Source organism: Polynucleobacter sp. AM-7D1 (assembly GCF_018688455.1).
Taxonomy (GTDB): Bacteria; Pseudomonadota; Gammaproteobacteria; order Burkholderiales; family Burkholderiaceae; genus Polynucleobacter.
Window position 1 is genome coordinate 1,103,116 of the sequence record NZ_CP061319.1, and the last position, 25,531, is coordinate 1,128,646.

At 44.1% G+C, this 25,531-nt stretch carries 37 protein-coding genes and 1 riboswitch; of the genes, 9 read left to right on the plus strand and 28 right to left on the minus strand.

What is annotated here, in order from left to right:
• Positions 1-296: 296 nt before the first annotated feature.
• From GQ359_RS05730 to GQ359_RS05760, 7 genes are all read right to left on the minus strand, one after another.
• Positions 297-1,985 carry an AAA family ATPase gene (locus GQ359_RS05730; protein WP_215385837.1) on the minus strand — a complete coding sequence of 563 codons (1,689 nt, stop codon included), beginning with the start codon at positions 1,983-1,985 and terminating at the stop codon, positions 297-299.
• 25 nt (positions 1,986-2,010) lie between these two features.
• Positions 2,011-3,885 (minus strand): DEAD/DEAH box helicase family protein, encoded by a 1,875-nt coding sequence (locus tag GQ359_RS05735; RefSeq protein ID WP_256442510.1) that lies wholly within the window; start codon positions 3,883-3,885, stop codon positions 2,011-2,013.
• On the minus strand, positions 3,886-4,155 hold the full coding sequence (locus tag GQ359_RS05740) for a helix-turn-helix domain-containing protein (RefSeq protein WP_215385840.1): 270 nt from the start codon (positions 4,153-4,155) through the stop codon (positions 3,886-3,888).
• 23 nt (positions 4,156-4,178) lie between these two features.
• Positions 4,179-4,517: a hypothetical protein gene (locus GQ359_RS05745; protein WP_215385842.1), complete on the minus strand. Its 339-nt coding sequence runs from the start codon at positions 4,515-4,517 to the stop codon at positions 4,179-4,181.
• A 6-nt stretch (positions 4,518-4,523) separates the two neighbouring features.
• A complete protein-coding gene (locus GQ359_RS05750) occupies positions 4,524-5,663 on the minus strand; it encodes a hypothetical protein (RefSeq protein ID WP_215385844.1) in 1,140 nt (379 codons plus the stop codon).
• Positions 5,664-5,740: 77 nt separating this feature from the next.
• A complete protein-coding gene (locus tag GQ359_RS05755; protein WP_215385846.1) occupies positions 5,741-6,295 on the minus strand; it encodes a SprT-like domain-containing protein in 555 nt (184 codons plus the stop codon).
• Between the two features lie 69 nt (positions 6,296-6,364).
• Positions 6,365-6,919, minus strand: a complete 555-nt coding sequence (locus tag GQ359_RS05760) for a hypothetical protein (protein ID WP_215385848.1) — start codon at positions 6,917-6,919, stop codon at positions 6,365-6,367.
• Between the two features lie 179 nt (positions 6,920-7,098).
• Between GQ359_RS05760 and GQ359_RS05765 the strand changes: the two genes are divergently transcribed.
• From GQ359_RS05765 to GQ359_RS05775, 3 genes are all read left to right on the plus strand, one after another.
• Entirely contained in the window at positions 7,099-7,311 is a 213-nt protein-coding gene (locus tag GQ359_RS05765; protein ID WP_215385850.1) for a sigma factor-like helix-turn-helix DNA-binding protein, read from the plus strand.
• Positions 7,312-7,410: 99 nt separating this feature from the next.
• A complete protein-coding gene (locus GQ359_RS05770) occupies positions 7,411-7,845 on the plus strand; it encodes a hypothetical protein (RefSeq protein WP_215385852.1) in 435 nt (144 codons plus the stop codon).
• Positions 7,842-8,447, plus strand: a complete 606-nt coding sequence (locus GQ359_RS05775) for a hypothetical protein (RefSeq protein ID WP_215385854.1) — start codon at positions 7,842-7,844, stop codon at positions 8,445-8,447. Before GQ359_RS05770 ends, GQ359_RS05775 begins: the two co-directional genes overlap by 4 nt.
• A gap of 45 nt (positions 8,448-8,492) precedes the next feature.
• Here GQ359_RS05775 and GQ359_RS05780 read toward each other — a convergent pair whose 3' ends face one another.
• Genes GQ359_RS05780 through GQ359_RS05795 form a run of 4 tightly spaced genes read right to left on the minus strand, consistent with a single transcriptional unit; the run spans position 8,493 to position 11,433 of the window.
• Positions 8,493-8,768, minus strand: a complete 276-nt coding sequence (locus GQ359_RS05780) for a hypothetical protein (RefSeq protein ID WP_215385856.1) — start codon at positions 8,766-8,768, stop codon at positions 8,493-8,495.
• A gap of 47 nt (positions 8,769-8,815) precedes the next feature.
• On the minus strand, positions 8,816-10,723 hold the full coding sequence (locus tag GQ359_RS05785) for a DUF3857 and transglutaminase domain-containing protein (protein ID WP_215385857.1): 1,908 nt from the start codon (positions 10,721-10,723) through the stop codon (positions 8,816-8,818).
• Positions 10,720-11,115, minus strand: a complete 396-nt coding sequence (locus GQ359_RS05790) for a hypothetical protein (protein ID WP_215385859.1) — start codon at positions 11,113-11,115, stop codon at positions 10,720-10,722. Before GQ359_RS05790 ends, GQ359_RS05785 begins: the two co-directional genes overlap by 4 nt.
• Before the next feature lie 30 nt (positions 11,116-11,145).
• Positions 11,146-11,433 (minus strand): hypothetical protein, encoded by a 288-nt coding sequence (locus GQ359_RS05795; protein ID WP_215385861.1) that lies wholly within the window; start codon positions 11,431-11,433, stop codon positions 11,146-11,148.
• 137 nt (positions 11,434-11,570) lie between these two features.
• On the opposite strand from GQ359_RS05795, the gene GQ359_RS05800 reads away from it, so the two are divergent.
• Genes GQ359_RS05800 through GQ359_RS10185 form a run of 5 tightly spaced genes read left to right on the plus strand, consistent with a single transcriptional unit; the run spans position 11,571 to position 13,439 of the window.
• A complete protein-coding gene (locus GQ359_RS05800; protein WP_215385863.1) occupies positions 11,571-11,903 on the plus strand; it encodes a hypothetical protein in 333 nt (110 codons plus the stop codon).
• A complete protein-coding gene (locus GQ359_RS05805) occupies positions 11,900-12,100 on the plus strand; it encodes a hypothetical protein (RefSeq protein ID WP_215385865.1) in 201 nt (66 codons plus the stop codon). The genes GQ359_RS05800 and GQ359_RS05805 overlap by 4 nt, the downstream gene beginning before the upstream one ends.
• Entirely contained in the window at positions 12,100-12,525 is a 426-nt protein-coding gene (locus GQ359_RS05810) for an HAD domain-containing protein (protein WP_215385867.1), read from the plus strand. Before GQ359_RS05805 ends, GQ359_RS05810 begins: the two co-directional genes overlap by 1 nt.
• 6 nt (positions 12,526-12,531) lie before the next feature.
• Entirely contained in the window at positions 12,532-13,185 is a 654-nt protein-coding gene (locus tag GQ359_RS05815; RefSeq protein ID WP_215385869.1) for a bifunctional 2-polyprenyl-6-hydroxyphenol methylase/3-demethylubiquinol 3-O-methyltransferase UbiG, read from the plus strand.
• Between the two features lie 44 nt (positions 13,186-13,229).
• Positions 13,230-13,439: a CDGSH iron-sulfur domain-containing protein gene (locus GQ359_RS10185; RefSeq protein WP_215385870.1), complete on the plus strand. Its 210-nt coding sequence runs from the start codon at positions 13,230-13,232 to the stop codon at positions 13,437-13,439.
• Positions 13,440-13,444: 5 nt separating this feature from the next.
• On the opposite strand, the gene GQ359_RS05825 is transcribed toward GQ359_RS10185, so the two are convergent.
• Genes GQ359_RS05825 through GQ359_RS05845 form a run of 5 tightly spaced genes read right to left on the minus strand, consistent with a single transcriptional unit; the run spans position 13,445 to position 15,152 of the window.
• Positions 13,445-13,900 carry a hypothetical protein gene (locus GQ359_RS05825; RefSeq protein ID WP_215385872.1) on the minus strand — a complete coding sequence of 152 codons (456 nt, stop codon included), beginning with the start codon at positions 13,898-13,900 and terminating at the stop codon, positions 13,445-13,447.
• On the minus strand, positions 13,893-14,081 hold the full coding sequence (locus GQ359_RS05830) for a hypothetical protein (RefSeq protein WP_215385874.1): 189 nt from the start codon (positions 14,079-14,081) through the stop codon (positions 13,893-13,895). The genes GQ359_RS05825 and GQ359_RS05830 overlap by 8 nt, the downstream gene beginning before the upstream one ends.
• Before the next feature lie 2 nt (positions 14,082-14,083).
• Positions 14,084-14,419, minus strand: coding sequence for a hypothetical protein (locus tag GQ359_RS05835; RefSeq protein ID WP_215385876.1), 336 nt, complete (start codon positions 14,417-14,419; stop codon positions 14,084-14,086).
• 18 nt (positions 14,420-14,437) lie between these two features.
• Positions 14,438-14,782, minus strand: a complete 345-nt coding sequence (locus GQ359_RS05840; RefSeq protein ID WP_215385878.1) for a hypothetical protein — start codon at positions 14,780-14,782, stop codon at positions 14,438-14,440.
• A complete protein-coding gene (locus GQ359_RS05845) occupies positions 14,772-15,152 on the minus strand; it encodes a hypothetical protein (protein ID WP_215385880.1) in 381 nt (126 codons plus the stop codon). Before GQ359_RS05845 ends, GQ359_RS05840 begins: the two co-directional genes overlap by 11 nt.
• Positions 15,153-15,452: 300 nt before the next feature.
• Between GQ359_RS05845 and GQ359_RS05850 the strand changes: the two genes are divergently transcribed.
• Positions 15,453-16,424, plus strand: coding sequence for a YafY family protein (locus tag GQ359_RS05850; RefSeq protein ID WP_215385882.1), 972 nt, complete (start codon positions 15,453-15,455; stop codon positions 16,422-16,424).
• Positions 16,425-16,426: 2 nt separating this feature from the next.
• Here the strand turns inward: GQ359_RS05850 and GQ359_RS05855 are convergent, their stop codons facing one another.
• The 12 genes from GQ359_RS05855 to GQ359_RS05910 form a co-directional block, all read right to left on the minus strand.
• Positions 16,427-16,909, minus strand: coding sequence for a hypothetical protein (locus GQ359_RS05855; RefSeq protein WP_215385884.1), 483 nt, complete (start codon positions 16,907-16,909; stop codon positions 16,427-16,429).
• Entirely contained in the window at positions 16,906-17,613 is a 708-nt protein-coding gene (locus GQ359_RS05860; protein WP_215385886.1) for a DUF3293 domain-containing protein, read from the minus strand. The genes GQ359_RS05855 and GQ359_RS05860 overlap by 4 nt, the downstream gene beginning before the upstream one ends.
• Positions 17,610-17,993, minus strand: a complete 384-nt coding sequence (locus GQ359_RS05865; RefSeq protein WP_215385887.1) for a hypothetical protein — start codon at positions 17,991-17,993, stop codon at positions 17,610-17,612. Before GQ359_RS05865 ends, GQ359_RS05860 begins: the two co-directional genes overlap by 4 nt.
• Before the next feature lie 78 nt (positions 17,994-18,071).
• Positions 18,072-18,434, minus strand: coding sequence for a hypothetical protein (locus GQ359_RS05870; protein WP_215385889.1), 363 nt, complete (start codon positions 18,432-18,434; stop codon positions 18,072-18,074).
• Positions 18,435-18,514: 80 nt separating this feature from the next.
• Positions 18,515-19,132 (minus strand): hypothetical protein, encoded by a 618-nt coding sequence (locus GQ359_RS05875; RefSeq protein WP_215385891.1) that lies wholly within the window; start codon positions 19,130-19,132, stop codon positions 18,515-18,517.
• Positions 19,129-19,560 (minus strand): hypothetical protein, encoded by a 432-nt coding sequence (locus GQ359_RS05880; protein WP_215385893.1) that lies wholly within the window; start codon positions 19,558-19,560, stop codon positions 19,129-19,131. The genes GQ359_RS05875 and GQ359_RS05880 overlap by 4 nt, the downstream gene beginning before the upstream one ends.
• Before the next feature lie 93 nt (positions 19,561-19,653).
• Positions 19,654-19,764, minus strand: a riboswitch (SAM-I-IV-variant riboswitch).
• 22 nt (positions 19,765-19,786) lie between these two features.
• A complete protein-coding gene (locus GQ359_RS05885; RefSeq protein WP_215387917.1) occupies positions 19,787-20,314 on the minus strand; it encodes an HD domain-containing protein in 528 nt (175 codons plus the stop codon).
• A gap of 88 nt (positions 20,315-20,402) precedes the next feature.
• Complete coding sequence (locus GQ359_RS05890) at positions 20,403-21,365, minus strand: hypothetical protein (RefSeq protein WP_215385894.1); 963 nt, start codon at positions 21,363-21,365, stop codon at positions 20,403-20,405.
• A 22-nt stretch (positions 21,366-21,387) separates the two neighbouring features.
• Entirely contained in the window at positions 21,388-22,227 is an 840-nt protein-coding gene (locus GQ359_RS05895; RefSeq protein WP_215385896.1) for a hypothetical protein, read from the minus strand.
• Complete coding sequence (locus GQ359_RS05900; RefSeq protein ID WP_215385898.1) at positions 22,224-23,696, minus strand: DUF4407 domain-containing protein; 1,473 nt, start codon at positions 23,694-23,696, stop codon at positions 22,224-22,226. The genes GQ359_RS05895 and GQ359_RS05900 overlap by 4 nt, the downstream gene beginning before the upstream one ends.
• A gap of 208 nt (positions 23,697-23,904) precedes the next feature.
• A complete protein-coding gene (locus tag GQ359_RS05905; RefSeq protein WP_215385899.1) occupies positions 23,905-24,477 on the minus strand; it encodes a hypothetical protein in 573 nt (190 codons plus the stop codon).
• A gap of 447 nt (positions 24,478-24,924) precedes the next feature.
• Entirely contained in the window at positions 24,925-25,410 is a 486-nt protein-coding gene (locus tag GQ359_RS05910) for a hypothetical protein (protein WP_215385901.1), read from the minus strand.
• Between the last annotated feature and the right edge of the window lie 121 nt (positions 25,411-25,531).

Here is a 25,531-nt window from a genome sequence, read left to right on the forward strand (position 1 = left end):
GTTCACAGTATCTGAGCAGGGCATTTTTAATTCGCTTACGTTCTCTATCGGCAAAGTCTTCAAATCTATGCCTTACAAATGCTATTAGGGCTGTTTCGACCTATGAAATCCTCAGCTCTTCAGAATCCAATTTTTCGCCGCACCCCCTTCCTAGCATATCGTCAAGACCGGTCTTTAATCTGCTAAAGGCATCAGCCACCTATCCACTCTCCAACTAAAAAATGTGAAGTCCTTTAAATTTAGGCTATGTAATTAGCTTGGTTGAGCACCAAATACTTATTTGAAATTGGATTTAGTTAAGTGCTGCGGTTTGATACCGCATCCAGTTTTTGATCAATTAGCTCGGAAGCCTTTTCAGTTAGTACTAGGCTAACTACCAATCGCGCTCTCGAAAGACCTACAAACAACCTACGCTTGACATTTTCCGTCCATTCATCGAAGTCAATTTCAGTTAATATTACAGCGTCTGCACACTGCCCCTTAAACCTAAAGAGCGTATCGACAAATATTTTTCCATCTGACCATGTGGCATTTCCTTGGCTATCATAACCAGTAAATCTCCTAACACCTAACCCTGCAAGCTTGGATACACCGCTAGAAAGCAACTTGCTAGTAGCAACGCCTCTGTAACTCAATACCGCAATCGATTCTGGAGCATATCCTTCTGTAATTAGGTCTTGAATAGCCTTCTCGGTTGCTTCAATTTCCATGCCGTCTTGATAGGGCTCAATATTGGGAATCATCCCCGCATACCCATTGCCCGCCTCCAGATGATCATCCGTTAATTCAAGGGCATTCATCAAATTTACTATGCGTTGTGGAGACCGATAATTAATCGGGGAAGAAATCTTGACCCACTCCGGCCAGTTTGTTTGCCATCTTCCATATAGGTCTTGAGATGGATCTTCTAACCAAATGATACGGCCATCATCCTTAACCATCGTGATTAATGCATTGCCCCAAGTCTTGTCGAAGTCTTGCCCCTCATCAATAATCAGTACATCTAACTGGTTGCTCAGGAGTGAAATATTTTGAACAAGGTATTGAGCAAGTTTTTGGAATATATTTTCCTCTTGAAAATCTACTTTTTTCCCATTTTTCTTAAAAAGTAATTCAGCAAGCTCATGATAGGTCATGCAATTATTGGGCTCGGGAGCCGATAACTTCATAGCATCAACCAGAGGCCTGTTAAAGCACAAATACATAGCCGTTTGCTTATTAGCTTTTGCGAGCCTAAGCTCTTTTAATGCTAACTGGGTTTTCCCAGAACCTGCAGTACCCTGAACCCATAAACGGAATGGTGAAAACTCAAGCCTCTCACCCCACTCAGATAGGCCGCTAGATAGCCTAGTAGTCATCTCCTTGGCCGAGTGACCCAGCATCCCCATTTGTGGGACTACGTTTGCTTTTTCAGACAGGAAATCTTGGATTGTTAAAGCGTCTGCCATATCTTTTCCTGCCGGAATAGGGTCGTCTTCTAGAATCTTGAGAATAATTTCCGGCAAATACTTAGACTCGGATGAATCCACGATTCTTCCTAGTGTTAGATTGACAGGAAGCTCGCCTTCAATTTTTGCAGTTGGCAAATATAGTAGATGCTCAATATGGAGAGATTGGTTCTTATATCTCTTGGAAAACTCCTGCCTTAGAGATTGGATATTTCTCGCAACCTGGCTATGGATTTTCTTTTCTTGCCGTTGTCCATCAGCACGCGGGTATATCGCAACAAGATCACCCTGTCCGTTTCTCTCTATTGATGTTTCTTTTTGCTCTATTGCAAGAATTTTTCCGTAGGGATTTAGAATCAAAAAATCAATTTCACCATAGACCGAGGCATCATTCTCAATCTTAGTCCAGTGAACACCATGAAATATGCAATATTGATCTGAAAGCCTGTCTTTTAACGTCAATAAGGTTGCAAGTTCGCCATGAAATCGGCGCTCATTATCTACAACATCGAAGTCTTGAGGAAATAGACGTGCCATTTTTAAAAAAGGGACATAAAGTCGCTTACTTATTATCTTTACTGCTTGCCTGTGCCATTATGGCCGCCAAGCGTGCATAGGTCTCTTCCGGAAATGTTTTAAGCATCTTGATGATTTTTTCATCGCCAGATGCTAAAAATAACTCTCTCAACTTTGGAGCCATCGCTTCAGACTCTTGAACCTCATCCTCCGTCATGTCAATGCCACGAACAATTGCGCCTACGCGCATAGCATCCTCTAAGGTCAACTTGAATTCCTGCAAGAAACTATGTCCGCATGAGTGGCAGGCTGAAGCAGAAAGCCTATTTAACGCATCACATGTTGGGCAATTTTTCATTTGCCGAGGCTTAACCGGAAACTCATGGCCACACGCATTACAACTTGTTGCATTTAAAGGCAACTCGGTACTACACGATGGACACTTCTTGGTACTTGCCGTATCTTCCTTTTTGGCTGCAGCCGACATTTCTGATTCGACTCTTCTTGCATATTTATCAAATATCTCCCAGCTGGGCATAATTACATATGCGCGACTATCATCATCTGGACCTGCCGTTCTAACAACCCTACCTATAGCCTGTCTAAATGCAACCTCTGTTGATGCATTAGGAAGATATACAAGCACACGTAGACGTGGGATATCAACACCCTCAGAAATCATGGCGACCGAGACAATCCATCGCTTATTTGTATTTCTGAATGCAGAAATACGGCCCTCAGCATCACCCATTTCGCTATGAACAATGTAAGGTTTTTCTCCCTCTATTTCTTCGATAACTTTTACAAAATATTCAGCCATAGCAATGTTAGGCGCAATGACTAATCCGCCGGCATTTGGCATTCTATTTCTTAAATCTGTTAGCTTATCGCTACCCCACTCGACCATAGACCACTGGTATCCACCATTCAATGGCTTCTCAGGGCTATCAGGCTCGTAAAGAGGGGTGCAGGCTAGCCTATAAAACGATAGCGCCTTTTTAAGTGCGGGTATCTTCTTAAGATCACCGCTAAGCTCTGCATCCCCACTACCAGAGACGGTTACTTGATCATCTTCAAACGAAACTGTAAAGCGGCCATCATGCCTATGAAAAGTTACAGGTCGACAGTAGCCTAAATCAACCGCCTCTCCATAGGTGAGGGTATAAGTTCCCTCCTCGGGATGATCAATTTTTCCGCGATCATCGTAGGCCAGCCAAGCAGTACTATTACCATCACTTCGAATAGGAGTTCCGGTAAGGATAAGAACATACTTAGCATGAGCAAATGCGCTTGTTGCGCCATCACCCCATGCTGCTTCAATTGCAGCATGATGGTGTTCATCACAGATAACCATAGTTTTAGAAGATTTACAAACTGCCTGAAACGGCTCTAATAATCCCTGAACAGCAGCCCAAGTAGCACATACGTCTAGATCCAAGTCCTTGATGTCATCATCTGAACCGGTGACCTTTGACATGTAGCGACTAGTTACAACCTTGAAATCATCAGCCCACTGTCGAACAACCTCTCTTCGTGGCGCTATAACAATTACTCTTTCAATTTCACCAAGCTCAATCAAGCGTCTAGCTAGCTCACAGGAGGTAATTGTTTTACCAGCCCCTGGAGCGGCATTGATTAGAAAATGCTTATCAGTTTTTGTAACAACCAACCATTTGATAGCCTTACTAATTGCTTTCTCTTGCCAATCACGTAACTTTAATGCCATTTTGCTTCCCTTCTGTAGATTGCATTTCTCACAAAGAGCCTGCCCATTGTTAACAAGTGTTCTCCCACCTCTTGACCATGGAATAACATGATCAGCATGAAACGCTCCCTCTAGCTTTTTATTGCATTTGGCACATTTTCCAGCGGACTTAAATATTAAAATCTTTCTTTGAATGGAAGAAAAAATACGCCCCATTCAAGTTGATATCCAATACTCTGTTAGTTGAATTTCGCGTATTGGGAGATCTGTCGGTGGCTTCAAAACTGCTACCTTGTTAATTCTGACTACTGCCACCGCATACGGAATCGTTCTAGATTTAATTAAAAATCCATCCCTTCTTAGCAGGGAAATTGTTTTTGTTAGACTCGAAACTCCAAAGTAAATTAAAGCCTCCAATCCAGTTATAGGATTTCCGGTCAATAAATGCTCTCTTACTGCCGCCTCTTTTCCATGGGCTATGGACATAGAATTCCTCTATTAAAAAAGTATTAACCTAAATTCAATATTGTTTTGATTCTATCTATCAGCTCAGGATCATCTTGCTCCAACTTATCCAGAAAAATTTCTCTGTCCTCTTCATACCTATTAATATCCCAACTATCGCTATTCATAAACATATCAACTGGCCACTCTGCTGGAGAGAGCTCATCAAGGTCATCTTCAAAAACTGGGCCGTCGTCGTACTCATCACCAACCTCTAGATTTTTTAGATAGAGCTTAAGTAGGCCATGGGCGAGAGTAATTATCTCTCGTGAGCTAGTTTCTCTTGGAAGTGAGTTCCGTAGCTCCGCATATATCTCCCTCAGTATGGTCGATCTATTTTTCACAATGCGTTAACCATGACCCATTTTTTTATGATTCCCATATGAGACTGCCTCCCAAATACCTTGAGGTATAGATATTGGTGAAAAGTGAGCTCTAAAATTATCGTTTACCTTAGCAGACCATACATTTAATGGCTCAAAGTATTTAAAGTCCAATCCAGGTAAGCAAGAGGATTTAATTAACTTTGATTTCGTCTTCTCCCAGAAAGACTGATGGCCAACAGGCACATCGCTTAAAAATTTCGGCGTCTCCCTAATTTCTTTTACGGACGGTATAAATCTAGCGGGAGATATTAGTTTTGAGTACTTTATTCCTACAACCAAATGCTCAGGAATGTCAGAATGACTACAGTACCCCGAAGGATGTAAGCCGACCCATGGAGCCAAATCATCTGCCCGCGCATACTTTGAACGTTGGCTATTAAAAATACCTGCTGCTGCCTCACTTTTCAAATCAAAAAGATTTTCATCAAACCGCGCATATGCTCCCGGTTGATTTTTCATGAATTGAAAGAAAAAATCTAAAACCCCAGGGATTCCAATGGTCTGAGCAGACCTAGATGAGGATTTATTAGGATCAATACTCTTGGCATATTTCCACGCAGAAGCATTAGCCAATGCTTCTTCGGGCTGATAAGACTTTGATCGGCGGAAGGCAAATTTCTGCGGAAGGTATAAATGTGTCTTTGAAAATCCTTCAAACCCCAGTACGCCGACATCAAACTTTGCATGAAAAATCTCATGACTCCATAAGAAATTTAAAGCAATTTCTCTTAAGTTTTGAGCGCACGGGAATTCAATAGCAAGCATCTGTGAAATGTGTTGTACCCCACTATTGACGTAGAAAATTCCCCACTTGCCACGAAACGGCGGGCTATTGATATGTCGATATGACTTATAGAACGCTAGAATTTCAATGCCTGCGGCACGGACTCCGCCTTCAGCAGCCCCCATCTCCCCTTCATTTTCCGACTGTGACTCTGGATCAAAATCATCATCTTTTGGCAATGGGATTGCTTCGCCAGAATCAAATAATTCAGCCTCAGGTTGAAACTCGTCATTAGGATAACCAATCTCAATTTCCTCAAAATCCTTCGGATTAAATTGAGGTAATTTTGATAGCACTTCATTGAAGATTGATACAGCCATATAACTTATCCTTAAGCTACTTTATGTCTAGTTAATTGTAAGCACGATGAAGAATAAATTACATTTATTTCATAAATTTATAATAATTCCCACTCCCCTATCTCCTCCATTCCCTCCATATCCTTCGGGCAGATTGGTGGGCCTAGATTGAGGTGCTTCTTCAGCATTACAACTTCATAACCGCACTTAGCGCACTTAGCACCTGGTCTTTTGGGTGCCTTTTGAGCTGTCGGTATTGGCAGACTTAGTCTCCCGTGAGGGAATGTCCCTAGTCTTTCTACGATCCTGATCAAGTCTTGCTTTAAGTGTTCGCCGGCTCCTGCACTTCGCATGGGGCCTTTGAGGCCGACATCTAGCGCAATCTTTTTAAATCCCTCGCCATGGCCACTTTCACAGTTATCTACTGCATGCACTAATTCATGGACTAAGGTATCCAGAAAATCGAATGGTGTTTTGAGGTGTGGGGCAATAAAGATTTGGTTTATTTGGTCTTCAGCTGATTTTGATGACCAGCATTGGCCAAGGTGTCGACCTTTTCCGCCAGTACTCGGAAATCCTACAGATACTCTTACTTGTGGGACAACATATCCTCTTGATTCAAATATAGGGGTAATGTGCTTCACTGCACTCATTAGCCATTCCTCCCTATTCATAAAGGTCATTTGATTTGCATTATTAGATTCGCTCACCGGTCAGCCCCCCTAGTGATTGAGATAACTGCGGTTTTCAGCCATTCTCAAAAATTCTAGATCGAGTGATTTAGAACTCTCGTACTTCCAATCTAATGGGTAAGCAATCTCTCCTTGATCCCAGTTTTTAATTCGAAGTTCTTCCTTCTCATCCGTCTCTTCATAGGTTGCTGCAATCAAAATATGTTCCTGGGATGACTCCTTAAGATCCTCTTTTGATTCCCCCTTTACTTCAGCTTTCATCTTTCTAGATCTGCTTACCGGAATCAGATCAATCCACCAGACTCGTACGCTTGGCCCAAAGACTTGATCAACCAAAACAGCATCTGTCCTTGCTGGATCCTCTTCGTTAATGAGAGCAACTCTCATGCCTTTTTCAGCCAGCATCTTGAGTAGTGCTCTAGCTTCATCATGAGTTTTGTAGGCAACACAAAGCAGTTGGTTGCTAGCAATAAAGCTTACATAGTCATTGAGATCAAATAGAAATTGGGCATAACCCCCTTTGTAGCGCTCGTGAATTGAACCCTTACGAAGCAATACAGAAACACCTTCAATTAACACCGGCATAAATCATCCCTCCCTCACTTAAATTGGATCTATTGAGAGAGCGTAGGCAGACTTAAGCTCATATATCGAGCCATCAAATTTATTTATGAATTCTTCATTTTTCTCATGATGTGAAACGCGAATATGCCATACTTAAATAGGGAATTTCAATTGCGTAGTAACTTTCCAGGAGAGTGGCAATGAATAAAAATGGCACCAAATTACCCAAACAACGCACCATAAGTCAGTCCAATATCAGAGCGAGCAGTACCCATGGCGGCTGCACCTTAAGTGAAGTTGCCAGCATGCTGAGCATTGGCAAAGAGCGAGTGCGTCAGATAGAGGCTAGGGCTTTGACCAAGCTGAGAAAAGCCATGCAGGAAAAGGGTATCGAGGCTCAGGATTTGATTTAGCCACTGGATTAAAGCTGTTTTTCGCTCTGGCTCACTATTTGAGCCATTTAGTTGCAATACTAAATATCAATAAACGACTCTCTAATCTTTAGGGGATAAATGACCGCTCAAGCATCTGAATTACTAATTTATGGTGGCAAGGAAATTCGCCTATGCAGTAATCCCCTCTCCTTATATTTAAGGCAAGCAGGTATTTCGTTTAAGTCTCCAAGTACCGCCTGTTGGCGTGGCTATATAGGCACCTGGGAGATTATTGAGAGCGGTGGTGTAGAGCGTCTGTACTTGGTTGAACTCTCCGCACACCGCACTTATGAAGATGTTGTGGGGGTCTCGGACATCTTTCCGGGATTTGATCGCGTCTTTGCGCACTGGTTTACCGGTGAATTACGTTGCCCTCAAGGTGAACTCTTGAACTATGTTCATGGTGGTTATGCCAGCACCTATGAATACGACCTTCTCATGGATTTTAAGCAAGGTGTACTAGTCAATAAACACGCACGGCATAACGAAAAACCTGTGAAAGCATCTCGATGAACTACCAGTCTCCAATGGGAATTAGTTGGTATTGGTGGTTATGCGCCTACACATCACCAGGTCTTGCGTATGCAACATATCACTTATTTAAAGAGTATTTCAATCGCCCATCTGACTTTGTTAAAGGTATGCTCGAAGCAATTGGTCAAGCCAAGAAAAAAGGCTTTCTTGATCACCTACTGGAAACGTTTGCGTACACCATAGCAACTCTTTGCATTGCACTGGGGTGGCCAGCGTTCTTTGTCTGGTCAAGAATAAAAGCAAAAAAGGATGCTGCTAGGGAAATTGAGCGTAATAAACCAGAATTTATTTGCATGCCAAAGTATTTAGTTGCCAAGGTAGATCCTCAGGATGCAGAAAAATCGAATTATGTGAATGATCCCCTTGGGTATGCCCCCGCCCTACCCTTTGGCCACTTAAATCAAGCTTGGGGTAGTTTTCTATCTAACATGATAGATCCTGAAGATGAACTTTGGTCCTTTCATATACCTAAGGGTAATAAATGCGGGATGTTTGGAATGGATTCTTCTGGCGATATTTCTGGATACGCAAAAGTACGTAACGGCCAAATTCTTGAAGAATTTATTGTTGAAATTGATTAAAAATATTAGACTTCAGAGTATGTAAATGACTGAAACCATGAATAATTAAGTACGACGCTGAAGTCTTTTTAGTTGAGCAGAAGAGCTTGTTGAAACAGGCTTAACAAATTGATATTTAATATGCAAGTTGCTCATTAGTCTTTTCCAAAATGATTTTTTTGCATCCTCAGTTTCAGCAATAATATTTTTATTTATAGACTCTTGCAAAAAAATACTCCTAAAATTCATGAATTCCTCATAATTCAAGTCTTTAACAGCCTGGTAAAGAGAGTCTTCATTAATATCGAATACTTTTCTTTCTTGAAATAAATTGTTATCCATAACTCATTCTATTTGAATTTAGCACTGCGTAGATATGTAATGCCGCTTTACTCATAAAAAATCTGCCCACGCATATCTTTAATAAAGACCTGGTAAAAATCTCTCCAGTTTTGTAGCTCTTCGGGCTGGCATACCGCCCCCGCTCTTTGAACTGCCAGCTTCCTGGTTACCAATAGACTGTTATTACGCTCGGTATAGGTCGAGTCATATTTAATGCCCGCCTTTTCATAAGTCACATCTGGCGGAATCCGCGTGACCTTGGTATTACTCGGAAACGTAATTTGATAAGCCTCGCCCACCATTCGAGTTGAGCAGGTGTAAGGCTTAGTAAATTTCTCAGGAGGCCTATCGTTAGCAATCATGGCAAGTTCTCCAGGTGCCAAGCCTACCGGTACTGTAATGGCACCAGGGCCTGGGACATTGGCAATCGCATCTAGAGTGAACTCGGTATCGCTTGTGAAAGGCTTATCAAGATCATAGATATAACTTGTAGAAATCTTGCCCTCTCCTGTTTGCCTAAATTTAGCCAACTGGTTTTTCACAAACTTATCTGCGTAAGAGGTATCTACTCCTTCGTACTTGTAGCGTGCGCTGATTTCAGCACTACCAAAATACTTGGTATGCGCCTTGCCTTTAATTTGTCCATCTTTTCCAATGATCATATTGATGCCCGTAGCCATTTGGTTATCTTCTTTCTTAGCCTTGGGAGTGCGCCCTACTTGTTGCAGCTTTGTGAGTAATGTTGGCTTATCAATCACGCCATTTGAGAGTACGCCAAACGGCGCCATCTCGGATGTGGAATCTAAATACAGATCCCAAGCCGGTATATAGGTAATGACATGATTAAAGGGGCCAATGACGGGCAACTTCGGCACCACAAAGGCCGACCCTGAATTAATCAGGGCACTCGTCGCATTAATGCCTTTAGCAGAGAGCAGCGCAATGAGGAGTGCGTTGTGATCCTTACAGTCTCCATAGCGATTACGAATGATGCTACTGGCATCATGCGGAATGATTCCGCCATCACCAAGATAAATAGCTACGTAACGGATATTGCGTGTTACCCAGTTATAGATGGCCCTAGCCTGCTCTTTTTTAAGGTCTAAAGATGGATCAGCTGCCACCTTCTTATCAACTCCTTTGGTGATTTCATCAGCAAGCTTTTGCACTTCTGGGGTGACAAGTGACTTACTAGCAATCCGCTCTTCATAGACTTTGGCAAACTCGGCTTGATTAGCCATGCTCGAGATGTAAATATGGGGAGCAAAGTCACTATTGGATACTTGCAGTTGCTCTTTGGGTATTGCCTTGAGATTTTGATAGGAATAACTGACATGACGCATCCCATCTTTGCTTTCATCTCGGGTCTGCTTAACTCCCTGAACATCAAAGTACAGTTTTAAGGATTCGGGATAGCTCAGCTTGTACTCATAGTGCTTGACCTCAGCATTAGGCGACAGTATCAAGCGCGTATAAAAGTAATTGGGTAGCAGTGGCTTATAGGTCGTGAGCTTAGACTTATAGTAGGTACGCGCTCCGGGTGTGACCTTAGGAAAAATAATGATTTTGTGCTTTTGATCCGAGAACATCGCAGCGCCAGCACTATTGTCATCTTCTACTGTGCGAATCGCATTGGCAGCGACCGGGATCTTTTCACCTTGCGGAGTAATCGTATAGGCCTCTAGGATTTCTAGGTTGGAGAATGTCGAGTTGTAGGGCAAATCCGCTTGCGATTCCGCATCCACAATGATTTGCGACTTCACCAAAGTGGTCACTTCATCAATCTCCACTACCGTGCCATCAGCCCCAATGGTTTCCGTGATGATTTCACGCTCGACTACAGAGAGGGATTCATGATCGCCCCTACCTGCACTAGAGATGCCGACATTGGCGAGTAATAAAAAACCGAATAAGACAGCGCCAAGGCCGCCAATCGATTGCAGTGCAAACTTCATGAATCTTCTTTCAAGTTACGCTGGGAGCCAACAAGTTCACCAGGCTGCGTACCAGCAAGATACACGCCACCTGTATTTTCATCTACTGCCAACCAATCACAGGGCATCGTTGCTCCGCCAAAAAGGCCTTCATAAACACAAACATCTTGCCAATGCTTTATCCCATCTACTTCTTTGTAACACTCAAAACCAAGACTTGCCCATAAATCAACTAATGCCTCAATTCCTTGCGGGCCCATCGCCCCATCACGAAAGAGGTGCTCGTCATACCAAACCCGCCCACCGATGAGCTCTTTGTGGTCTTCTAGGCAACGCTCCCATCCGCCAAAGTATTTTTGACGGATGACGTGGATCGGAACAATAAAGTCGATAAATTCAGTAGCGATTGCCATAATGCATCCCTCCTTTATTTGATGATGAACTTAGCGCCGAACATAGGTGCTGATGAAGGCTTTACGTTTAGTTTGATGGCTAATGAACAGCATGCCTGAGTCTCGATACAAGAGAGCAGCAGGCTCTTGTAGTTGTGATCGATTTGCAAAATACAAATTGCCACTAGAGTCGCGCAGACGAAACTTGGGCAAACCCAAAATCTGGGCACTATCGACAAAGGCGGCCACTGCCAGGGGTTTGTTGAGGGGCAGCATCGCTGCGCCACTAGGCGAGACCTGTAGCGGCATCAATGTAATGAATACTAGGGAACTGAGCATTGCTCTCTCTATGAAATAGGGTTTATTGGCAGTGATTTGATTGTGATGAGCTAGTAGCTCATTAGGTGAGCCTAGAGCTCACTAATCTTCCGATATGCAACATTTTTCTGTCCAAAGATGCACCAAAGGAGATATCCATGTCACGCAAACCATTTAGCCTTAAGTTCACCCTGATTTTTCTGAGCACAGGCCTGATCGCTAGTAGCGCGATTGCCCAAGTGACCAATTGGGACAATTCCCCGCTCAACTACAACAATAGTCCGCTGAACTATGAGAACAGCCCACTGAATTACAACAACAGCCCGTTGAACTATCAGAACAGCCCGATGAACTACAACTCCAATAACGGGGTCTATGACAACAGTGGCAATCGCATTGGCTACCAAACACAATCGCCCACTGGCGTGACAAACGTCTTTGATAACAAAGGCAATCGCATTGGCTATTCCCCTGCTGGAGTGAAACAATGAAAACCTATGAGTACCAGGTCATCAAGATGGAGCCTGTGGAGACCGATTGCGATACCGTCGAAGAGATGCTCAATATTCATGGAGAGCAAGGCTTTCGCTTTGTAGGCATTCATAAGTTATGGGCCAGAGATAGCGAATACAACGCCATTCAGCGCAACTTTCTCGTTTTAGAAAAAGAAGTGGAAGAAGAGCTTTAATGTCCTCCACAAAAGTGGTGTACCTCGACTTTGATGGGGTCTTGCATCCGAGTAGCCCAGTGATGGATGGGCTATTTAGCCGCAGTCATTTACTGGAACCGCTTTTTGAGAACAGCAATGCTGAGATTGTGATTTCTTCTAGCTGGCGTTTCACTCATAGCCTTAGAGAACTGCAAGCCAAGCTGCCTAGTCACCTTGCTCAGCGCGTCATTGGCATGACTGGAAATGCAGTAATCGGCAAACACGCGCGCTATCAAGAAATCCTGTATCACGCAAAGCAGCTGGTGTCTGGCGCCAATTGGCGCGCTTTAGATGATTCCTATTGGGAGTTCCCTACCTCCTGCAAAGAGCTGATTCGCTGCAATCCCAATACGGGCATTGGCCCTAAAGAAGTAGGGCTACTGAGAACTTGGCTTACTATGTAGCGATATATGACTACCAACGATTCTCCAAAGCGCTCAAAGACTTTATCTACTGAATCGAGCCTAATTGCCCAAAAGAATATTGGTCATTACGAAGAGCATGCCGCCTCATACTATGAGGGCACCAAAGATCATGATGTGAGTCAAAATATTGATGCGCTCTTGCGTGCAATTACAGCGCCTGCACCCTTGACCATTCTAGATTTTGGTTGCGGCCCCGGCAGAGACTTACAAACCTTTACTAAGTTAGGTCACCGTGCAATCGGTTTAGAAGGCAGCAGTGAGGCTGCTCGTATTGCAAGATCTATTAGTGGTTGCGAAGTCTTAGTGCAAGACTTTTTTAATCTCGATTTGCCAAGGCAATCCTTTGATGGGGTGTTTGCCAACGCGGCGCTCTTTCATATTCCCAAAGAGGTGCTGCCTCAAGTCCTCAGTGATTTATGGTCTTGCTTAAAGCCTGGCGGGATTTTGTTTAGCTCTAATCCTAGAGGCAATAATGAAGCCCACTGGTATGGCGAGCGCTTTGGGCTCTACCATGATCTGGAAGGCTGGCGCTCTTATATGAGGCAGGCCAATTTTGTAGAAATTGAGCACTACTACAGGCCTACTGGTCTACCCTTTGAGCAGCAAGCTTGGCTAGCGAGCGTTTGGAAAAAGAATTAGCATGGCGGTAAGATATACCGAAGTGATTAACTAGGAGAATCCTGATGCCATACGCAATTGAAGTTAAAGCCGGTCAAGAATATTGGCTCTGTGTTTGCGGCAAAAGTGGAACGGGGCTTTGCAACGGATCGCATAAATCTACAGCAATACTACCCAGTCAATTCAGGGCTACAAAAGATCAAACCATTTATGTATGCGGTTGTACTAAAACTCAGAACAGCCCTTTTTGTGATGGGACACATAAATCCTTGTAATTCACCTATCTGGGATTTTGAGGCGGTTCGGGATACTCGCACGAAATTTGATTGGTGTAGTAATTAATTACAAAACGCTCTACGGCCACAATCCCAGTGAGTAGAACCCCAAGCACTAAGCCAATCCGAATGGATCGTTTAACAATAGCCCCGCATGCAGCGCTGGCTCGGTATTGAGATAAGAGCCAAATCGTTACCAGGAAAAAAGCGGTGCATTTGAATCCTAAAAATAGTGGGGCAAGATCTAATGGATATCGATGCGCCTCATTACTAAGCCAGTAATACGCAAATACCCGAAACGCACCTTGAACTATATTAAGTAGGCCAAAAGCGAATATCAAACTCAAACACAGTGTGATTACGCTCTTGATGAGCCATTGCACTGTTTGGATGGCCCACTGAGCGCCGGCGATTAAATCATGATTGCTATTGATCGTTTTTTCACCCGACTGCTCATTCATCCCAATCAAGCTCCAAAATAACAAAGTCGGTTCGAGAGGGATAAGATTTACGCAGGTGCTGTATTACGGCACTTTCAGACTTGCCATAAATATTCATGGTCACTGAATCAATCGAGCGATGATTGCTATCGCTCACCGGCGAATACTGAAACTTGATGCGCGCTTTATTCCAAGTGGACATAGTTAATCAAACATGATGGTTGCAGGTTCAAATTCTAGCGTCATCTCTTTGCATTTAGGGCATAAATTTCCAGTGCGCGGCGCTTTATAACCACCCCACTCCACTCCTGGTCTCCCTTCATTTGGTAGAGAGATTGGCGGCTGACCGTAAGCAATCACCTCTTGCGACTGACATGTAGGGCAAGCAATGGGATCGGCCTGCATATTGACATTTACTAGGCCGCAAGTCTTGCAGTAATGCGGAAAAGGTGCGTTTGTTTTAAAGTCGCGCATGCCTCCACCTACAGTAATGGTCGAACTAAAACCACACGCGCAGGAAACACTTTGTATTTGACCCATTTTTATTCTCTTTGCTTTTTATAAGGTACTAGGCTCAATCGCCTCGCGTGTTTGGCAATCCTCAAATTCCAAACGCATTTGATCATTCTCTGGAACTAGGCGCCTTAAAAAGCAATCAGGGATGGGGCCAGTAGCTTGAACATCAAGCTGATGTTTGTTGGGATAAAAGTAATGCAAGAGACTTCCCTCTGAGGCCACTTCAACCTGCCAAACATGGACAAGACCATCCATCTCCGGCCAAGGCATCATCCCTAAAGAATCAATCACCCGCACGACCTTGCCAATATTGCCGCTAAATTTGGCATTGACTGTAATCGCTAGTGAGCCCACTTCACAATTGAGCTTTGGTGTATCACTCATCATGCGTTAGCTCCTCTTGGATTGTTTGGTCTGCAGGTTCAGTAAGCAGTAAATCCATTTGCAATTGCTCTGAATTAATGAATTCATCCATGAGGTAGTTTTGCGGAGGCGTGATGCGCCGCAAGTACTTATCAGGCACTGGGCCTTCCTGAAAGCCCTCAATGCCATCTTCCATTTGATAAAAGAGTTGACCCCCTTCTGTGGCGACCTGCACATTCCAAGTAAAAAGCGGCTCGCTAAATCCTTGCCACTCCTCAAAGCCACTTGCGGAAAGGATTCGCACAATATTGCCTAGGTTCTGGGGAAAAGAGCAATTAACCGTTATGGCCAAGTCCCCTACACCGCAATTGAGCTTGCTTGTGTGTTCTGTCATCTTCTTCTCCTGTATTTGGCACGCACTTTTTCCCTCTCAACAAATAGCAAATGGCTACAGATTCCTCGGCTCAATACCAAGAATAAGCCGAATAAAAACCACAGCACTAATGACAGCTCAAACCCCTGCTCTAGGCTGACCGCACTGACAAACATGAGGAGGATGCCAATAAATTTGATCATTTTTACCCCTTTAAATCGATATTCATCAGATTAATGACCTACTAGCTCATTAAATGAGCTATAAAGTAAATAAAGTGATAAAAACAATAACCTTTATGACATTGATTAAGAGAGCCAAATGAGCGATCCAGAGCGTCTACACCGCATTAAGTACATGATTCAGCAGCGTAAATGCGTGCCAATTGAAGACTTTATGAGTGAGCTCGAGATCTCCAAGGCGACCTTTAAGCGCGATTTGGAATACCTGCGCTCTCGCTCAAAAGCCGATATTGAATATGATCGCTTTTTAGGCGGTTATAAGTTCAAAGAAGGCAGCGACATTAATAAGATTGAGCTCACCGGCATCTGGTTCTCTGAAAAAGAGGCTACTGCCTTAGTTCTCATGCAGCACCTTTTATCTTCACTAGATCAAGGCGGCCTCATTGGCCCACACATCGAACCGCTCACCGCGATTATTGATGGCATTTTGGGTAAAAACGAAACAACTGCCAAAGAATTGCGTAAGCGTATCAAAGTAATTGGCATGGGATCGCGCAAAAATTCCATGGATAACTTCTCAGAGATTGGAGCTGCCCTATTAAAGCGCAATCGCTTAGTGATTCGCTATCACTCCAAAGGTAAGGATGAGAATACCGAGCGCGAGATCTCACCGCAGCGCCTGATCTATTATCGTGAAAACTGGTACCTTGATGCCTACTGTCATATGCGCAATGATTTACGCAGCTTTGCTATTGATGGCATCTCCACTGCAGTACTGACGAATACCAAGGCTCAAGAGATAGCTGAAAAAGAATGCCAAGAACACTTTGCGGAGAGTTACGGCATCTTCTCTGGTAAAGCAACGCAAAGGGCAAAGCTACGATTTACACCAGAGCATGCTAGGTGGGTTGCCGGTGAACATTGGCATGGCCAGCAAGTAGGCTCTTTTGATAAAGAGGGTTACTTCAACCTCGAGTTTGACTTTAACCAAGATCCTGAATTAGTCATGGATATTTTGAAACACGGCTCTGGCGTTGAAGTGATTGGGCCAGCGGGCCTTAAAGCAAAAGTCAAAGCGGAATTACAAAAAGCATTTCAAAACTACGCTTAAGGCTAACGAATACTCCAGTCGTGTGCTAAATCAATAAAAAGCGCTGCCTCTTGCGAGAGGTATTGGGCAGATGGGTAGATCCCTACCCTACCTAGATCAAGTCGATCTGCATCCCAGCAGGTTTGAATCGTGGCATTAGTTGAGACTTCGCCCCCAGAGTGGTGATGCAAGGCATAGCAAAGATAGTCTAGTTGCAAGGGTTGTAACTGAAAGTAATCCCCATGGATGCCATGCGCAAATTCAGCAGCACGCTTACCGTGATCGGGATCGCGGCCATCATTGCGCCGGCAACTGTCATGCAAAAAACCAAAGAGCTCAACCACTAATAAGTCAGCCTTACGCAACTGGCCGATATTTTTGCCATGGTGCAAGACCCGAGCCCAATGATTAGCTCCATGGATCCCCTGCCAATCTAAAGCAAACTCATCGCGAATGAGCGCAATGAGTCCACTTCGGTCATAGGAAGACTTAACTTGCTCGATCATGGATAGAGCTTTTCTAAGCCGTTTGAAGTGAGTTTGAACATGCGGTCGAGTTCAGTCCCAATCGAAATAGCGCAACCATCAGGCCGAGCTTGTGGCCATGGCGTATTCCAATCCCAAGAGCCTGGTGCTAGCCAGTGCTCTTGCTCCTTGTTACTCACCGTCATTAACCAATTACGCTCTGCTTTTGGCAATTGCTTGGCCGCTGCATGCAAATGCACAGGCAATTCGTCAAACCATTCCTCGAGCTCTTCTGCACTAGGATCCGCTACGGGGTAACGCAGCTTGAGATTAACTAAGGCATTGGCATTGGCAATCCACAAAAATGCATTTTGCCCATATTGATCTGCCAATTGCTCAGCATGTGAGCGTGAAAGCCCCAGAGCAAGCACACTAGGCTCAGCATCCCAATCATCATGCGGATCAGTGCCCAGGCCTTCAATTGTCTCTATGCCCGCCTGAGTAAGCTCTGCCACTAGTTTTTGATGCGCCGCTTGATTTTCTTCTTCAGAACGTACTTGGCTATAGGGGTTACACGCCGTTATAAAGGCAGCACTGGTCGCGCCATAGGTATTGAGTAAATCACTGAGGGCGTGATTGACCTCTCCCGCTTTCAGTAAATAGATTTCCTCACCATGATGGACGAAGTAATGGGCATTGCGATAGGCCTTTACAAGCCATGGTGCAATCGTTCTGTTGGTATTCATGCGTTGCCCCTGGTTTGAGCTTCTAGATTATTTGCCAATGAAAAAATATCAATCGGCGCTGCAGGGTTTGTTGGCCAGTGATAGCCAATACCCAGCTCTTTCGCCTTGCGGATGCGATGATGCAATTTTAATGCTGAAGAAAAGTAATACAAGCTAGGGTTTGTAATCACCCGCTCATACTCATACTGCTCAGCTTGCACCGTCACGCCATCAACTCGGTAAAAATACTCACCTTGATGCTCAATGGCTTCAGCAATGTAATTATTTTCATCTTTGATATAGGCTATTGGAATATATCGATCTCGAAGGATCTCCAGTACCTTTTTCCACTTGCTGCCATTTGATTGCAGTAAACCAATTTTGAGTTGGGTAATATTCATTGCATTCTCCTATTTAGCCAATTTGACGAGGGTCTGGGCTTGGCAATTGGGATTAAACCGCCCTTACTACTTCAATTTCTAATGCAACACCGACTCACTCACTTCGGGCTTTCCTTCTAGATCTTTTTTTTGACTAGTGACCAAATACTCTTTGGTCTCGAGCGCCACTTTGAGGTACGCATCAGTCGCTGCTCTAAAGGCATCAGCACCCTCTTCCTTACTAAAGATGTAGGTGAGGCTATAAATCAGGTTATCGCCATCTTCACCATCGACTGTGACGGTATTGATTTCATCGTTGTCGACTACGCGCAAGCCTCTAGTAAATTCAGGCTTCTCACCATCGACCCAGCTCATGTCTAAGCGGTCAATATCAAACCGTAGACTACGAAAGAGGTTGCACACAGTAAAGCGAGCGCCATTGAGATAGGTATAGTCACGCATGATTTCTCCCTTGTTGATTTGATAAATTCATTGTAAAAACCTGATAGCTCATAGATTGAGCTTCTGACTCCTTTTTTGAGCTATCCCAAGCCATAATCACCCTCCAATACTTCTAGGCGAATTCCTTGCTCAAGCTCGTTAAGCCGAGCCTGTAATAAGGAGATCGATAGCAAGTCAGGCACTTCAACCCAGAGGGATTCATTACCCGGATGAAAGCCATCAATAAAGCGAATACTGCCCGCTGTTTTTCCGGCAACATCAAACTGCGGCCCTAGATCAATTCCCTCTAGTTCTTTGTAGGCCAAGGCATTGGGCGATTGATGACGTAGCCACCAATCCAGCACCAAGTCATCATCGGCTTTTGTATATAAGCGATCTTGCGCTCCACATTTACATAGGTCATAGTTCTCACGCAGATACTCCAGCGTGTCATTCTCACTATGTCCCCAAGCAATATTGCCAAATTCTTCCCAAGTAAATTGAGGATCAAGGTACTCGTTCGGCTTACCACCTAGGAACAAGGCAAACTTTCCCTCACTCGGTGCGGCGTATAGCGTTTCTAAGCTACGCGCTATAGGCTCAATAAGTAGAGGCTTATCTTCTTGAGCTATGAGCCACTGCGCCTCTTTTAAGAACTGGCTTGTCAATAAGGCTCCAACAGCTGCGCTTGAGCGAATCAAAAAGGATCTGCGGTTCATGAGCATACCTCCTCATGATTGGCTTGGGATATTTCATCCAAACTTGGAATATGGATCCACCAACCTGCTTGATAGTGGCGTCCTTTTTTCCTAGGCTTAAAAGTAAACCAAGTGCTACCGGTAGTTTTAATGGGGGTCTCGTACAACCACTCATCGGTGATGCAAATATACCCAGCAGGAAAAAATCCATGATCTGCATAATGAAATAACAACAGATTGAGCAAATACTCCCGCTTTAAAAAGGAATAGGCATGAGTGCCATGTGGGCCGTACCTCTGAGGCGAACAATGATCGACTATTTGCTTGGCCTGCTCGATCACCAGCTCATCTTGGATATTGGCATCAATGTTGGCCACCCAAGTTTTTTCTGCTCCGCACTCACCCCAAGAGGTTTGAATCCGTTTTGAATCTCTTGTAAAAAAAGACATATTGTTTCTCCGATTTAGCTAGTTTGACGATGTGTCGGGCCTAGCAATTTGGCTTAAAGCGCCCTTAAAACAAAAAACCCACCAAGGCGGTGGGTTTGTCGCTTTGGATTACCCGTAGCTATTCGCTTTGGGTCTCATCTTTTTTAGCACCTTACTAGCGTTAGCAGGTTGCTGTGGCGACAAAGCCATCTCTTAATGTAGGTTCAATTATAAAAACTTTAGCAGATTATTGCAAGCTCTTTCCTTGCTCAATCAAGCCATCAAAAATCTTTTCCATCTTGGTATTCGTTCCACGAATACCAGCAATCACTGCAGCAGCCCAGGCAAAGTAATCTTGTTTGCGTTTAAGATCCCAGCCTGTTGGCGGCGCGGCCAACATATCGCGCAAATTACAAATCTTATCAGCAAGCTTGACTAGTTTGGCTTCATGACTCGCAAACGGGGCATGTTCAATTTGCAGGCGTTTACGCACGTCTTTAGCAAGGGATTTATCGTCGCTCACTTCCATCACAATGGCAGCAACTTTTTTACCAAATTTAGCCAACAATTCTTCTTCGGTCGTTTGCGTATCTTCAATCACATCGTGCAATAAGGCAGCGCACAGCACATCCCAAGACATGACTCCGCCCTCATTCACTAATACATTGACTAATTCAATGGGGTGATTAATGTAGGGCGTAATTTGCGCATCTTTACGCCGCTGATTTTTATGTTTCTCAGCTGAAAAAGCCAAGGCATGGACAAAATGATTAATCATGATGTCATCCATTATAGGGATTGCTATGGTGTTTTCCAATGCGCTCATAGTCCATAGTCGCGCTACTCTTCAAGCTCCTTCCCAGCTATTCAACACTGACCTGACCAATGACCGCGCCAGGTTTTTGTAAGGCCTCTGCACGGCGCGCCACATACTCTGGATTTTTTGATCCAAGCAATCCTATTTGCTTATCAGCACCATTAGGGCCTTGCACAATCACTGCATCATTCCCAATTGCTTTAACGGATTCGAGAAGTGAACCGTCAGGCTTAGTTGCCGGAGCAACAAATGGTCTACTTGATGCTGGTGAGAGCGGTGGCATCACTTGCTCTACCCTAGCAGGCTCGGCTTGCGCACTAGGAGTACTCAATATGGGCGCTGGGGTTTTACTGATCTGCTCTACTCTATTAGGCGCTATTGGTGTCGCTACTGGCGCCACTGGTGCTGCACTAGTATTTTGGTCTCTTGTATCTTTAGCATCTCTAGTAATGCCATCGAGCTCTTTAAAGGCATCTCCTGAGCGGTTCTGAATCTCTTTAGCACTCTTAGCCACATTCTTTGAGCCTAATGGCAAAGCAACAAGTACGTAAGTACGAATGCGATTGCCTTCGGCCACATGCTTCATCTCTACGGTCTCAACCCCAGAGATATCCACATCAGGACATAGACTACGCACGCTTAATTCAGACTGCTCAACAGAGGCCGCATCGTTATCCGCACGGTACATCTTCATTTGGCTGCGCACCTTACCGCCAGCGCCGGTACAAATCTTTACATAAGCCATCGTTTTGGCTTTGAGATCAGCCATAGAAAAGTCGCTACTAATAGCCGTGCCATTTTCATAAATAACACCAGACTCTTTGGGCAGCTTGCTCATCCAATCAGGCGCCTCACTAATAGCCTGCTTTGCCACTTTGGCCTGCGCCCGATAGTCGTCTTGCTGCTGGTTTTGTACCTGCTGCACGGGATTAGTGCCACAAGCACTCAGCATGAGTCCTAGAGCGCTACTGATGGCAATACTGCGAATGCGGTAATTTTGCTGTTTCATGATGATTCCTTTTTAAATAGATTTAAAACTTGTCGACTACAGTCCATTGGTTCACGCCTGAGCGCACGGTCACTAAGGTAAAACGCACTGCTTGGTTTAAATGCATCTCAGTCTTTGAGACGAGCTGGTAAATGTTGCCTTTCCACTTACGCAAAGCTGAATGTGATGCCCCATCTTTAATATCCCTAGGACTCAAGCTCATCTGGTCCCCCACCCGAATAAACGGCCTTTCTTGGGCATAAGGAAAATTGGTGCAAATTTCTTTACGGGTGGATTTGTGATCACTTGTTAAGTATTGGGTTTGCTGATAGCCCGTTTTAGCTTCTACAGTCTCTTCAAAGTAGCAACGTGGCATTGCGCTAGGCGGCTGACTTGGAGCGGCTTGTAGATCGGCTTTAATAAAATCACGATTCACTTCACTGCCCTGACAAGCAAAACGCAAAGACCAGATTCGATACTTGGCCAGCGAGTAGTAACTCTTACTAATTTTTCCAGGGTAGGTATTGCCCTCTACCCCATCAACGGTATAAAAACGACTGCGTTTGAGCTGCTCTTCCAATAGCGCAGTCTGCTCTACTCGCCTCTCACAATCGGGCTCAAAGCGCACTAAGTCTTCATAACTTAAGCGCTCAAAATTCGATACCGTCACTGAGGGTGATACTGACGATACTTTTTGGATCGGCCTTTGCGCGCTATAGGAATTGTTTGCTGGTGCTGAATAGGCCTTAGCCTGATACTGCGGTTTAGTTGGTGCGACATAGGCATTGCTGTAGCTATAGTTACTATAGTTGCTGCCATAGCGATTAGCGCTAGAGCAAGCACCTAGCACTATCACTAGACCGAGGATCCAAAACGCTTTCATGATGCCGCTTTTGCTCCAAAATCAGGCATGATGCTAAATGGATAGACCTTAGCCCCAGCTGCTGACTCTGATGATGACGCAGTTGATAAATTAGCCTCATTGGAAGACTTACTTGCAAAAGGTTTGCTCACTGTAGCCATCGCCGGCATCACCACGCGATTAACAAATTGACCACTGGCTTGAGTAAACGACTGTTTAAATTGATGCTGCGCTCGTAGATACGCATTACTTTGACGCTTGAGCTCCTCCAATTCTTGGCGGATCCTTTCATTTTCCATGTCTTGAATAAGCTTTTGCTTGACCACATTAGAGTCCAGCTCTTGGCGCACGGCATATTGCTCTTTATCTACTAGGGCATGCTCGTGACGCGCTAGCGCAATCTGCGCATCGGCATCAAGGCGCCTTGCTGCGCTTTGATTTACTTGTGCAAGAGCGCGTGTTTTATTGTCATAGGCAAAGATCGCCATGCGATGGCCTAGCGGTGATTGCCCTGCCTGGAGCTTGAGCAAAATTGGCATGAGCTCTAAGCACAACTGCAGAAATGTAATTAAGGCGTACTTCATAAATGCGCCAGGATTGTTGCGCACTAAGGATGAGAGCACATCAGCTGAAGCCACATTGATATAGGATTCGTTTATCTTGCTAGCCTTATCCAAATCTTGTGCAATGTCTTTTTTGGCGGTATCAATATCGACTTGAGCTTGCGTGATAGCTGCGCCCATTTGCGCGAGCTCCGCCTCTTTAGGACCTACATAATTGCGATAGTTTTCGCGATAGATAGCATCGATTCGCTCACACTCACGCTTATCCTTGGCATATAAACTAATGATGTCATGCTCATCCAAATCGGGTGCAAAGGTAGTCTTGGTTTTTTTGTTGTAGTCCGCAAAACATTGACCTACTAAACTGCGCTGACGCACTAACGCGGGAGTTAGAGACGATATCTCTTTGCGAAGCTTGGTCGTCTTATCTTCCAGACTCGTAAGTCCAGCAGTCTTATCTGCTAATTCATACTTTTCTTGATAGCGCTCCTTAGCCTCAGTAAACCGGCCATCTTTCATATCCTGCGCATGAATGGCAAGTTCAGACTTTAAAAACAAAGGCATCGTAAATTGACTACTGAGTGAACCAATCACGGTAATTAAAAAGATACGAATGCCTAGATATACATAAGTGAGCTTCTTGTCAGTCTCATACCGAGTATCGGCGAGATAAATAAAATTTCGGTCCAGCACTAGAACAATGGCGGCGCCAATAGTGGCGAAGACCAATGCCATCAGCATTTGCAGAAAGATGTTTAAGTCCATTGCGAGGAACCAACCCGCAATTCCAAATTGCAAAGCTGCTAAAAAGCTGGCAAAGGCGATGGCAGCGCCAATTTTGCTAAGGCTTCCAAGCTCTTCGGCAGACGTATTTGCACTAATGCGATGGCCGGTGAGAAATACAAGGTATTGACGAACAGTGGTCATACATCCATCCACAAGTTATTAGGATGAATGCAGTATTACGACTTAAAAGCTCATAGATTGAGCTTGCAAAAATTTAGCGTAAAAATTGGCCATTAAAGCAATTTATACTGTATGTATATACAGTATCACAAAAACAATCTCTGTACTACCCAAAGAAAAAACCACCCGAAGGTGGTTTTGGTATTGCTTGAAAGCCAAGTAAAACAAGTTATGCAGCGATTGCCTTCTGTTTTTTTGGTGCAGCCTTTTTGCTCGGAGCATATTGATCTTGAAATAAGTTCATTGTGCTTTCAATTGTTTTCTCAAAACTTGTGTAAGCATCTTTTGATGCAGCATAGGCTTGATCAAAACTCTGGAGAGTTGAATCAAATACATAATCAAATGTATTGATAACCGGCGCTGAACCACCAGGAGCTCCACCAGAAATCTCTTTAACCATCTTTTTTAGCTCAAGCTTAGACTCATCGATTGCGGACTCAATCATGCCAATAACCTCTTTGTGGCTATGACTAATCACTTTAGATACCTTGCCCTGAATAGCGGATACCTCAGATACGGCTACCTGGGCTTCTTCAACAGTAAATAGCTCCAAGACTTCTTTGACATCTCGAATAGCTAGGATTTGAGCAGCCTTAACTTGCGTGGCAAGTACCGCATCTTTAGTTGCATCATAGTGAATATCAGCTATGGCTTTTGCGTTCTCAATAGCCAGTTGAGCCAACACTTGCGCAGACTCAATCGCTTTGGCTTGGGTTGCAATCAATTTCTCAGTTTGAAACATGGTGACTCTCCATAAGAATAGGCCAGAAGAAATAACAACGAATGCTGTATTTCAAAAGCTTAAATCAGATATGTGAAGTTTTGATGACTAAACCAGGCCCAGCTTGAGAATGGGTAAATTGTGGCTTTGTGTGATTGCCAACGTTAATTCGACTAATCATTGGCCGCCAAAATCGATGCTATTGATTTTTGGTGACTTTAGGTTGAAAGCCCAGGCAGGCTATGTTGGTATTTGCCAAAACTTGAGCGTCTGGAGTTGTCTTGGACTTAATTTCATATAACTTACAGCCATAGGGGAACTTCTTGTCCCAGGTAATGTAGAAAAATTGACATTTTTTACAGTTCATCACTCAACATTAACATTAAGCTTTGGAAGTCTGTAGTTACTGCATTCCAAACAAACCACCCTAAGGTGGTTTATACATTCTGAGCTTGCTTTTGGGTTCCTCTAGCTGTTGCCCACAATCGTCCCATCTGAAGCCCTTATTTTGCGGTAAGTGCGCATCATATCCATCATTACAGCAGTACTCCAAGCAAAACAAAAAAGGCTACTCATGGATAGAACCACAGCAAGAATGCGATATCTACTTGGCAGATTTGATACAGCCTGCTCGGATCCAATCGTTGTGTATATGCCACCAATCACAACAATAGCGTGATCAATACTTGTTGCCACTCCGTGCATCAAGCCTAAGATAGATAGTATGCCAATCTCACTTAAATGAATTAGCGCTAGTGCGGATAAGCCCATAAAGAAAAAAATTTCCATTCGGAAATATTGCTTTTTAGCAATCAATGTACTGGCGTGTCGGTGGTATATGGATTGAGCGGCCCACAAACATAAGCCGTGATACACAATCAATACAAAAAACACGACAATAAAGCCTATCAATAAGCCAAAAGAAGATAAGTCACCAATTGAAATGTCTTTCATTTTTGAGCACCTCACCAATACTGTCTAATTAAATTTTCAAAGCTATTGGATAGATTGTATCTAGCACCGACTAACTGTGTAGCCCGGAGCGAAATCGACCAGGGCTTCAGGAGATTTTGAA

Excerpts from the sequence above, each read along its gene's own strand:
- GQ359_RS05800 (WP_215385863.1), top strand. The coding sequence starts at position 11,571 with ATGTCACGCAAACCATTTAGCCTTAAGTTCACCCTGATTTTTCTGAGC.
- GQ359_RS05735 (WP_256442510.1), bottom strand. The coding sequence starts at position 3,885 with ATGGGGCGTATTTTTTCTTCCATTCAAAGAAAGATTTTAATATTTAAG.
- GQ359_RS05860 (WP_215385886.1), bottom strand. The coding sequence starts at position 17,613 with ATGAATACCAACAGAACGATTGCACCATGGCTTGTAAAGGCCTATCGC.
- GQ359_RS05780 (WP_215385856.1), bottom strand. The coding sequence starts at position 8,768 with ATGGATAACAATTTATTTCAAGAAAGAAAAGTATTCGATATTAATGAA.
- GQ359_RS05895 (WP_215385896.1), bottom strand. The coding sequence starts at position 22,227 with ATGAAAGCGTTTTGGATCCTCGGTCTAGTGATAGTGCTAGGTGCTTGC.
- GQ359_RS05750 (WP_215385844.1), bottom strand. The coding sequence starts at position 5,663 with ATGGCTGTATCAATCTTCAATGAAGTGCTATCAAAATTACCTCAATTT.
- GQ359_RS05840 (WP_215385878.1), bottom strand. The coding sequence starts at position 14,782 with ATGATGAGTGATACACCAAAGCTCAATTGTGAAGTGGGCTCACTAGCG.
- GQ359_RS05785 (WP_215385857.1), bottom strand. The coding sequence starts at position 10,723 with ATGAAGTTTGCACTGCAATCGATTGGCGGCCTTGGCGCTGTCTTATTC.
- GQ359_RS05910 (WP_215385901.1), bottom strand. The coding sequence starts at position 25,410 with ATGAAAGACATTTCAATTGGTGACTTATCTTCTTTTGGCTTATTGATA.
- GQ359_RS05755 (WP_215385846.1), bottom strand. The coding sequence starts at position 6,295 with ATGAGTGCAGTGAAGCACATTACCCCTATATTTGAATCAAGAGGATAT.
- GQ359_RS05880 (WP_215385893.1), bottom strand. The coding sequence starts at position 19,560 with ATGTCTTTTTTTACAAGAGATTCAAAACGGATTCAAACCTCTTGGGGT.
- GQ359_RS05830 (WP_215385874.1), bottom strand. The coding sequence starts at position 14,081 with ATGTCCACTTGGAATAAAGCGCGCATCAAGTTTCAGTATTCGCCGGTG.
- GQ359_RS05770 (WP_215385852.1), top strand. The coding sequence starts at position 7,411 with ATGACCGCTCAAGCATCTGAATTACTAATTTATGGTGGCAAGGAAATT.
- GQ359_RS05730 (WP_215385837.1), bottom strand. The coding sequence starts at position 1,985 with ATGGCACGTCTATTTCCTCAAGACTTCGATGTTGTAGATAATGAGCGC.
- GQ359_RS05855 (WP_215385884.1), bottom strand. The coding sequence starts at position 16,909 with ATGATCGAGCAAGTTAAGTCTTCCTATGACCGAAGTGGACTCATTGCG.
- GQ359_RS05775 (WP_215385854.1), top strand. The coding sequence starts at position 7,842 with ATGAACTACCAGTCTCCAATGGGAATTAGTTGGTATTGGTGGTTATGC.
- GQ359_RS05805 (WP_215385865.1), top strand. The coding sequence starts at position 11,900 with ATGAAAACCTATGAGTACCAGGTCATCAAGATGGAGCCTGTGGAGACC.
- GQ359_RS05790 (WP_215385859.1), bottom strand. The coding sequence starts at position 11,115 with ATGGCAATCGCTACTGAATTTATCGACTTTATTGTTCCGATCCACGTC.
- GQ359_RS05890 (WP_215385894.1), bottom strand. The coding sequence starts at position 21,365 with ATGAAACAGCAAAATTACCGCATTCGCAGTATTGCCATCAGTAGCGCT.
- GQ359_RS05835 (WP_215385876.1), bottom strand. The coding sequence starts at position 14,419 with ATGGGTCAAATACAAAGTGTTTCCTGCGCGTGTGGTTTTAGTTCGACC.
- GQ359_RS05740 (WP_215385840.1), bottom strand. The coding sequence starts at position 4,155 with ATGTCCATAGCCCATGGAAAAGAGGCGGCAGTAAGAGAGCATTTATTG.
- GQ359_RS10185 (WP_215385870.1), top strand. The coding sequence starts at position 13,230 with ATGCCATACGCAATTGAAGTTAAAGCCGGTCAAGAATATTGGCTCTGT.
- GQ359_RS05905 (WP_215385899.1), bottom strand. The coding sequence starts at position 24,477 with ATGTTTCAAACTGAGAAATTGATTGCAACCCAAGCCAAAGCGATTGAG.
- GQ359_RS05810 (WP_215385867.1), top strand. The coding sequence starts at position 12,100 with ATGTCCTCCACAAAAGTGGTGTACCTCGACTTTGATGGGGTCTTGCAT.
- GQ359_RS05875 (WP_215385891.1), bottom strand. The coding sequence starts at position 19,132 with ATGAACCGCAGATCCTTTTTGATTCGCTCAAGCGCAGCTGTTGGAGCC.
- GQ359_RS05850 (WP_215385882.1), top strand. The coding sequence starts at position 15,453 with ATGAGCGATCCAGAGCGTCTACACCGCATTAAGTACATGATTCAGCAG.
- GQ359_RS05765 (WP_215385850.1), top strand. The coding sequence starts at position 7,099 with ATGAATAAAAATGGCACCAAATTACCCAAACAACGCACCATAAGTCAG.
- GQ359_RS05900 (WP_215385898.1), bottom strand. The coding sequence starts at position 23,696 with ATGACCACTGTTCGTCAATACCTTGTATTTCTCACCGGCCATCGCATT.
- GQ359_RS05845 (WP_215385880.1), bottom strand. The coding sequence starts at position 15,152 with ATGACAGAACACACAAGCAAGCTCAATTGCGGTGTAGGGGACTTGGCC.
- GQ359_RS05825 (WP_215385872.1), bottom strand. The coding sequence starts at position 13,900 with ATGAATGAGCAGTCGGGTGAAAAAACGATCAATAGCAATCATGATTTA.
- GQ359_RS05870 (WP_215385889.1), bottom strand. The coding sequence starts at position 18,434 with ATGCGTGACTATACCTATCTCAATGGCGCTCGCTTTACTGTGTGCAAC.
- GQ359_RS05815 (WP_215385869.1), top strand. The coding sequence starts at position 12,532 with ATGACTACCAACGATTCTCCAAAGCGCTCAAAGACTTTATCTACTGAA.
- GQ359_RS05760 (WP_215385848.1), bottom strand. The coding sequence starts at position 6,919 with ATGCCGGTGTTAATTGAAGGTGTTTCTGTATTGCTTCGTAAGGGTTCA.
- GQ359_RS05795 (WP_215385861.1), bottom strand. The coding sequence starts at position 11,433 with ATGCTCAGTTCCCTAGTATTCATTACATTGATGCCGCTACAGGTCTCG.
- GQ359_RS05865 (WP_215385887.1), bottom strand. The coding sequence starts at position 17,993 with ATGAATATTACCCAACTCAAAATTGGTTTACTGCAATCAAATGGCAGC.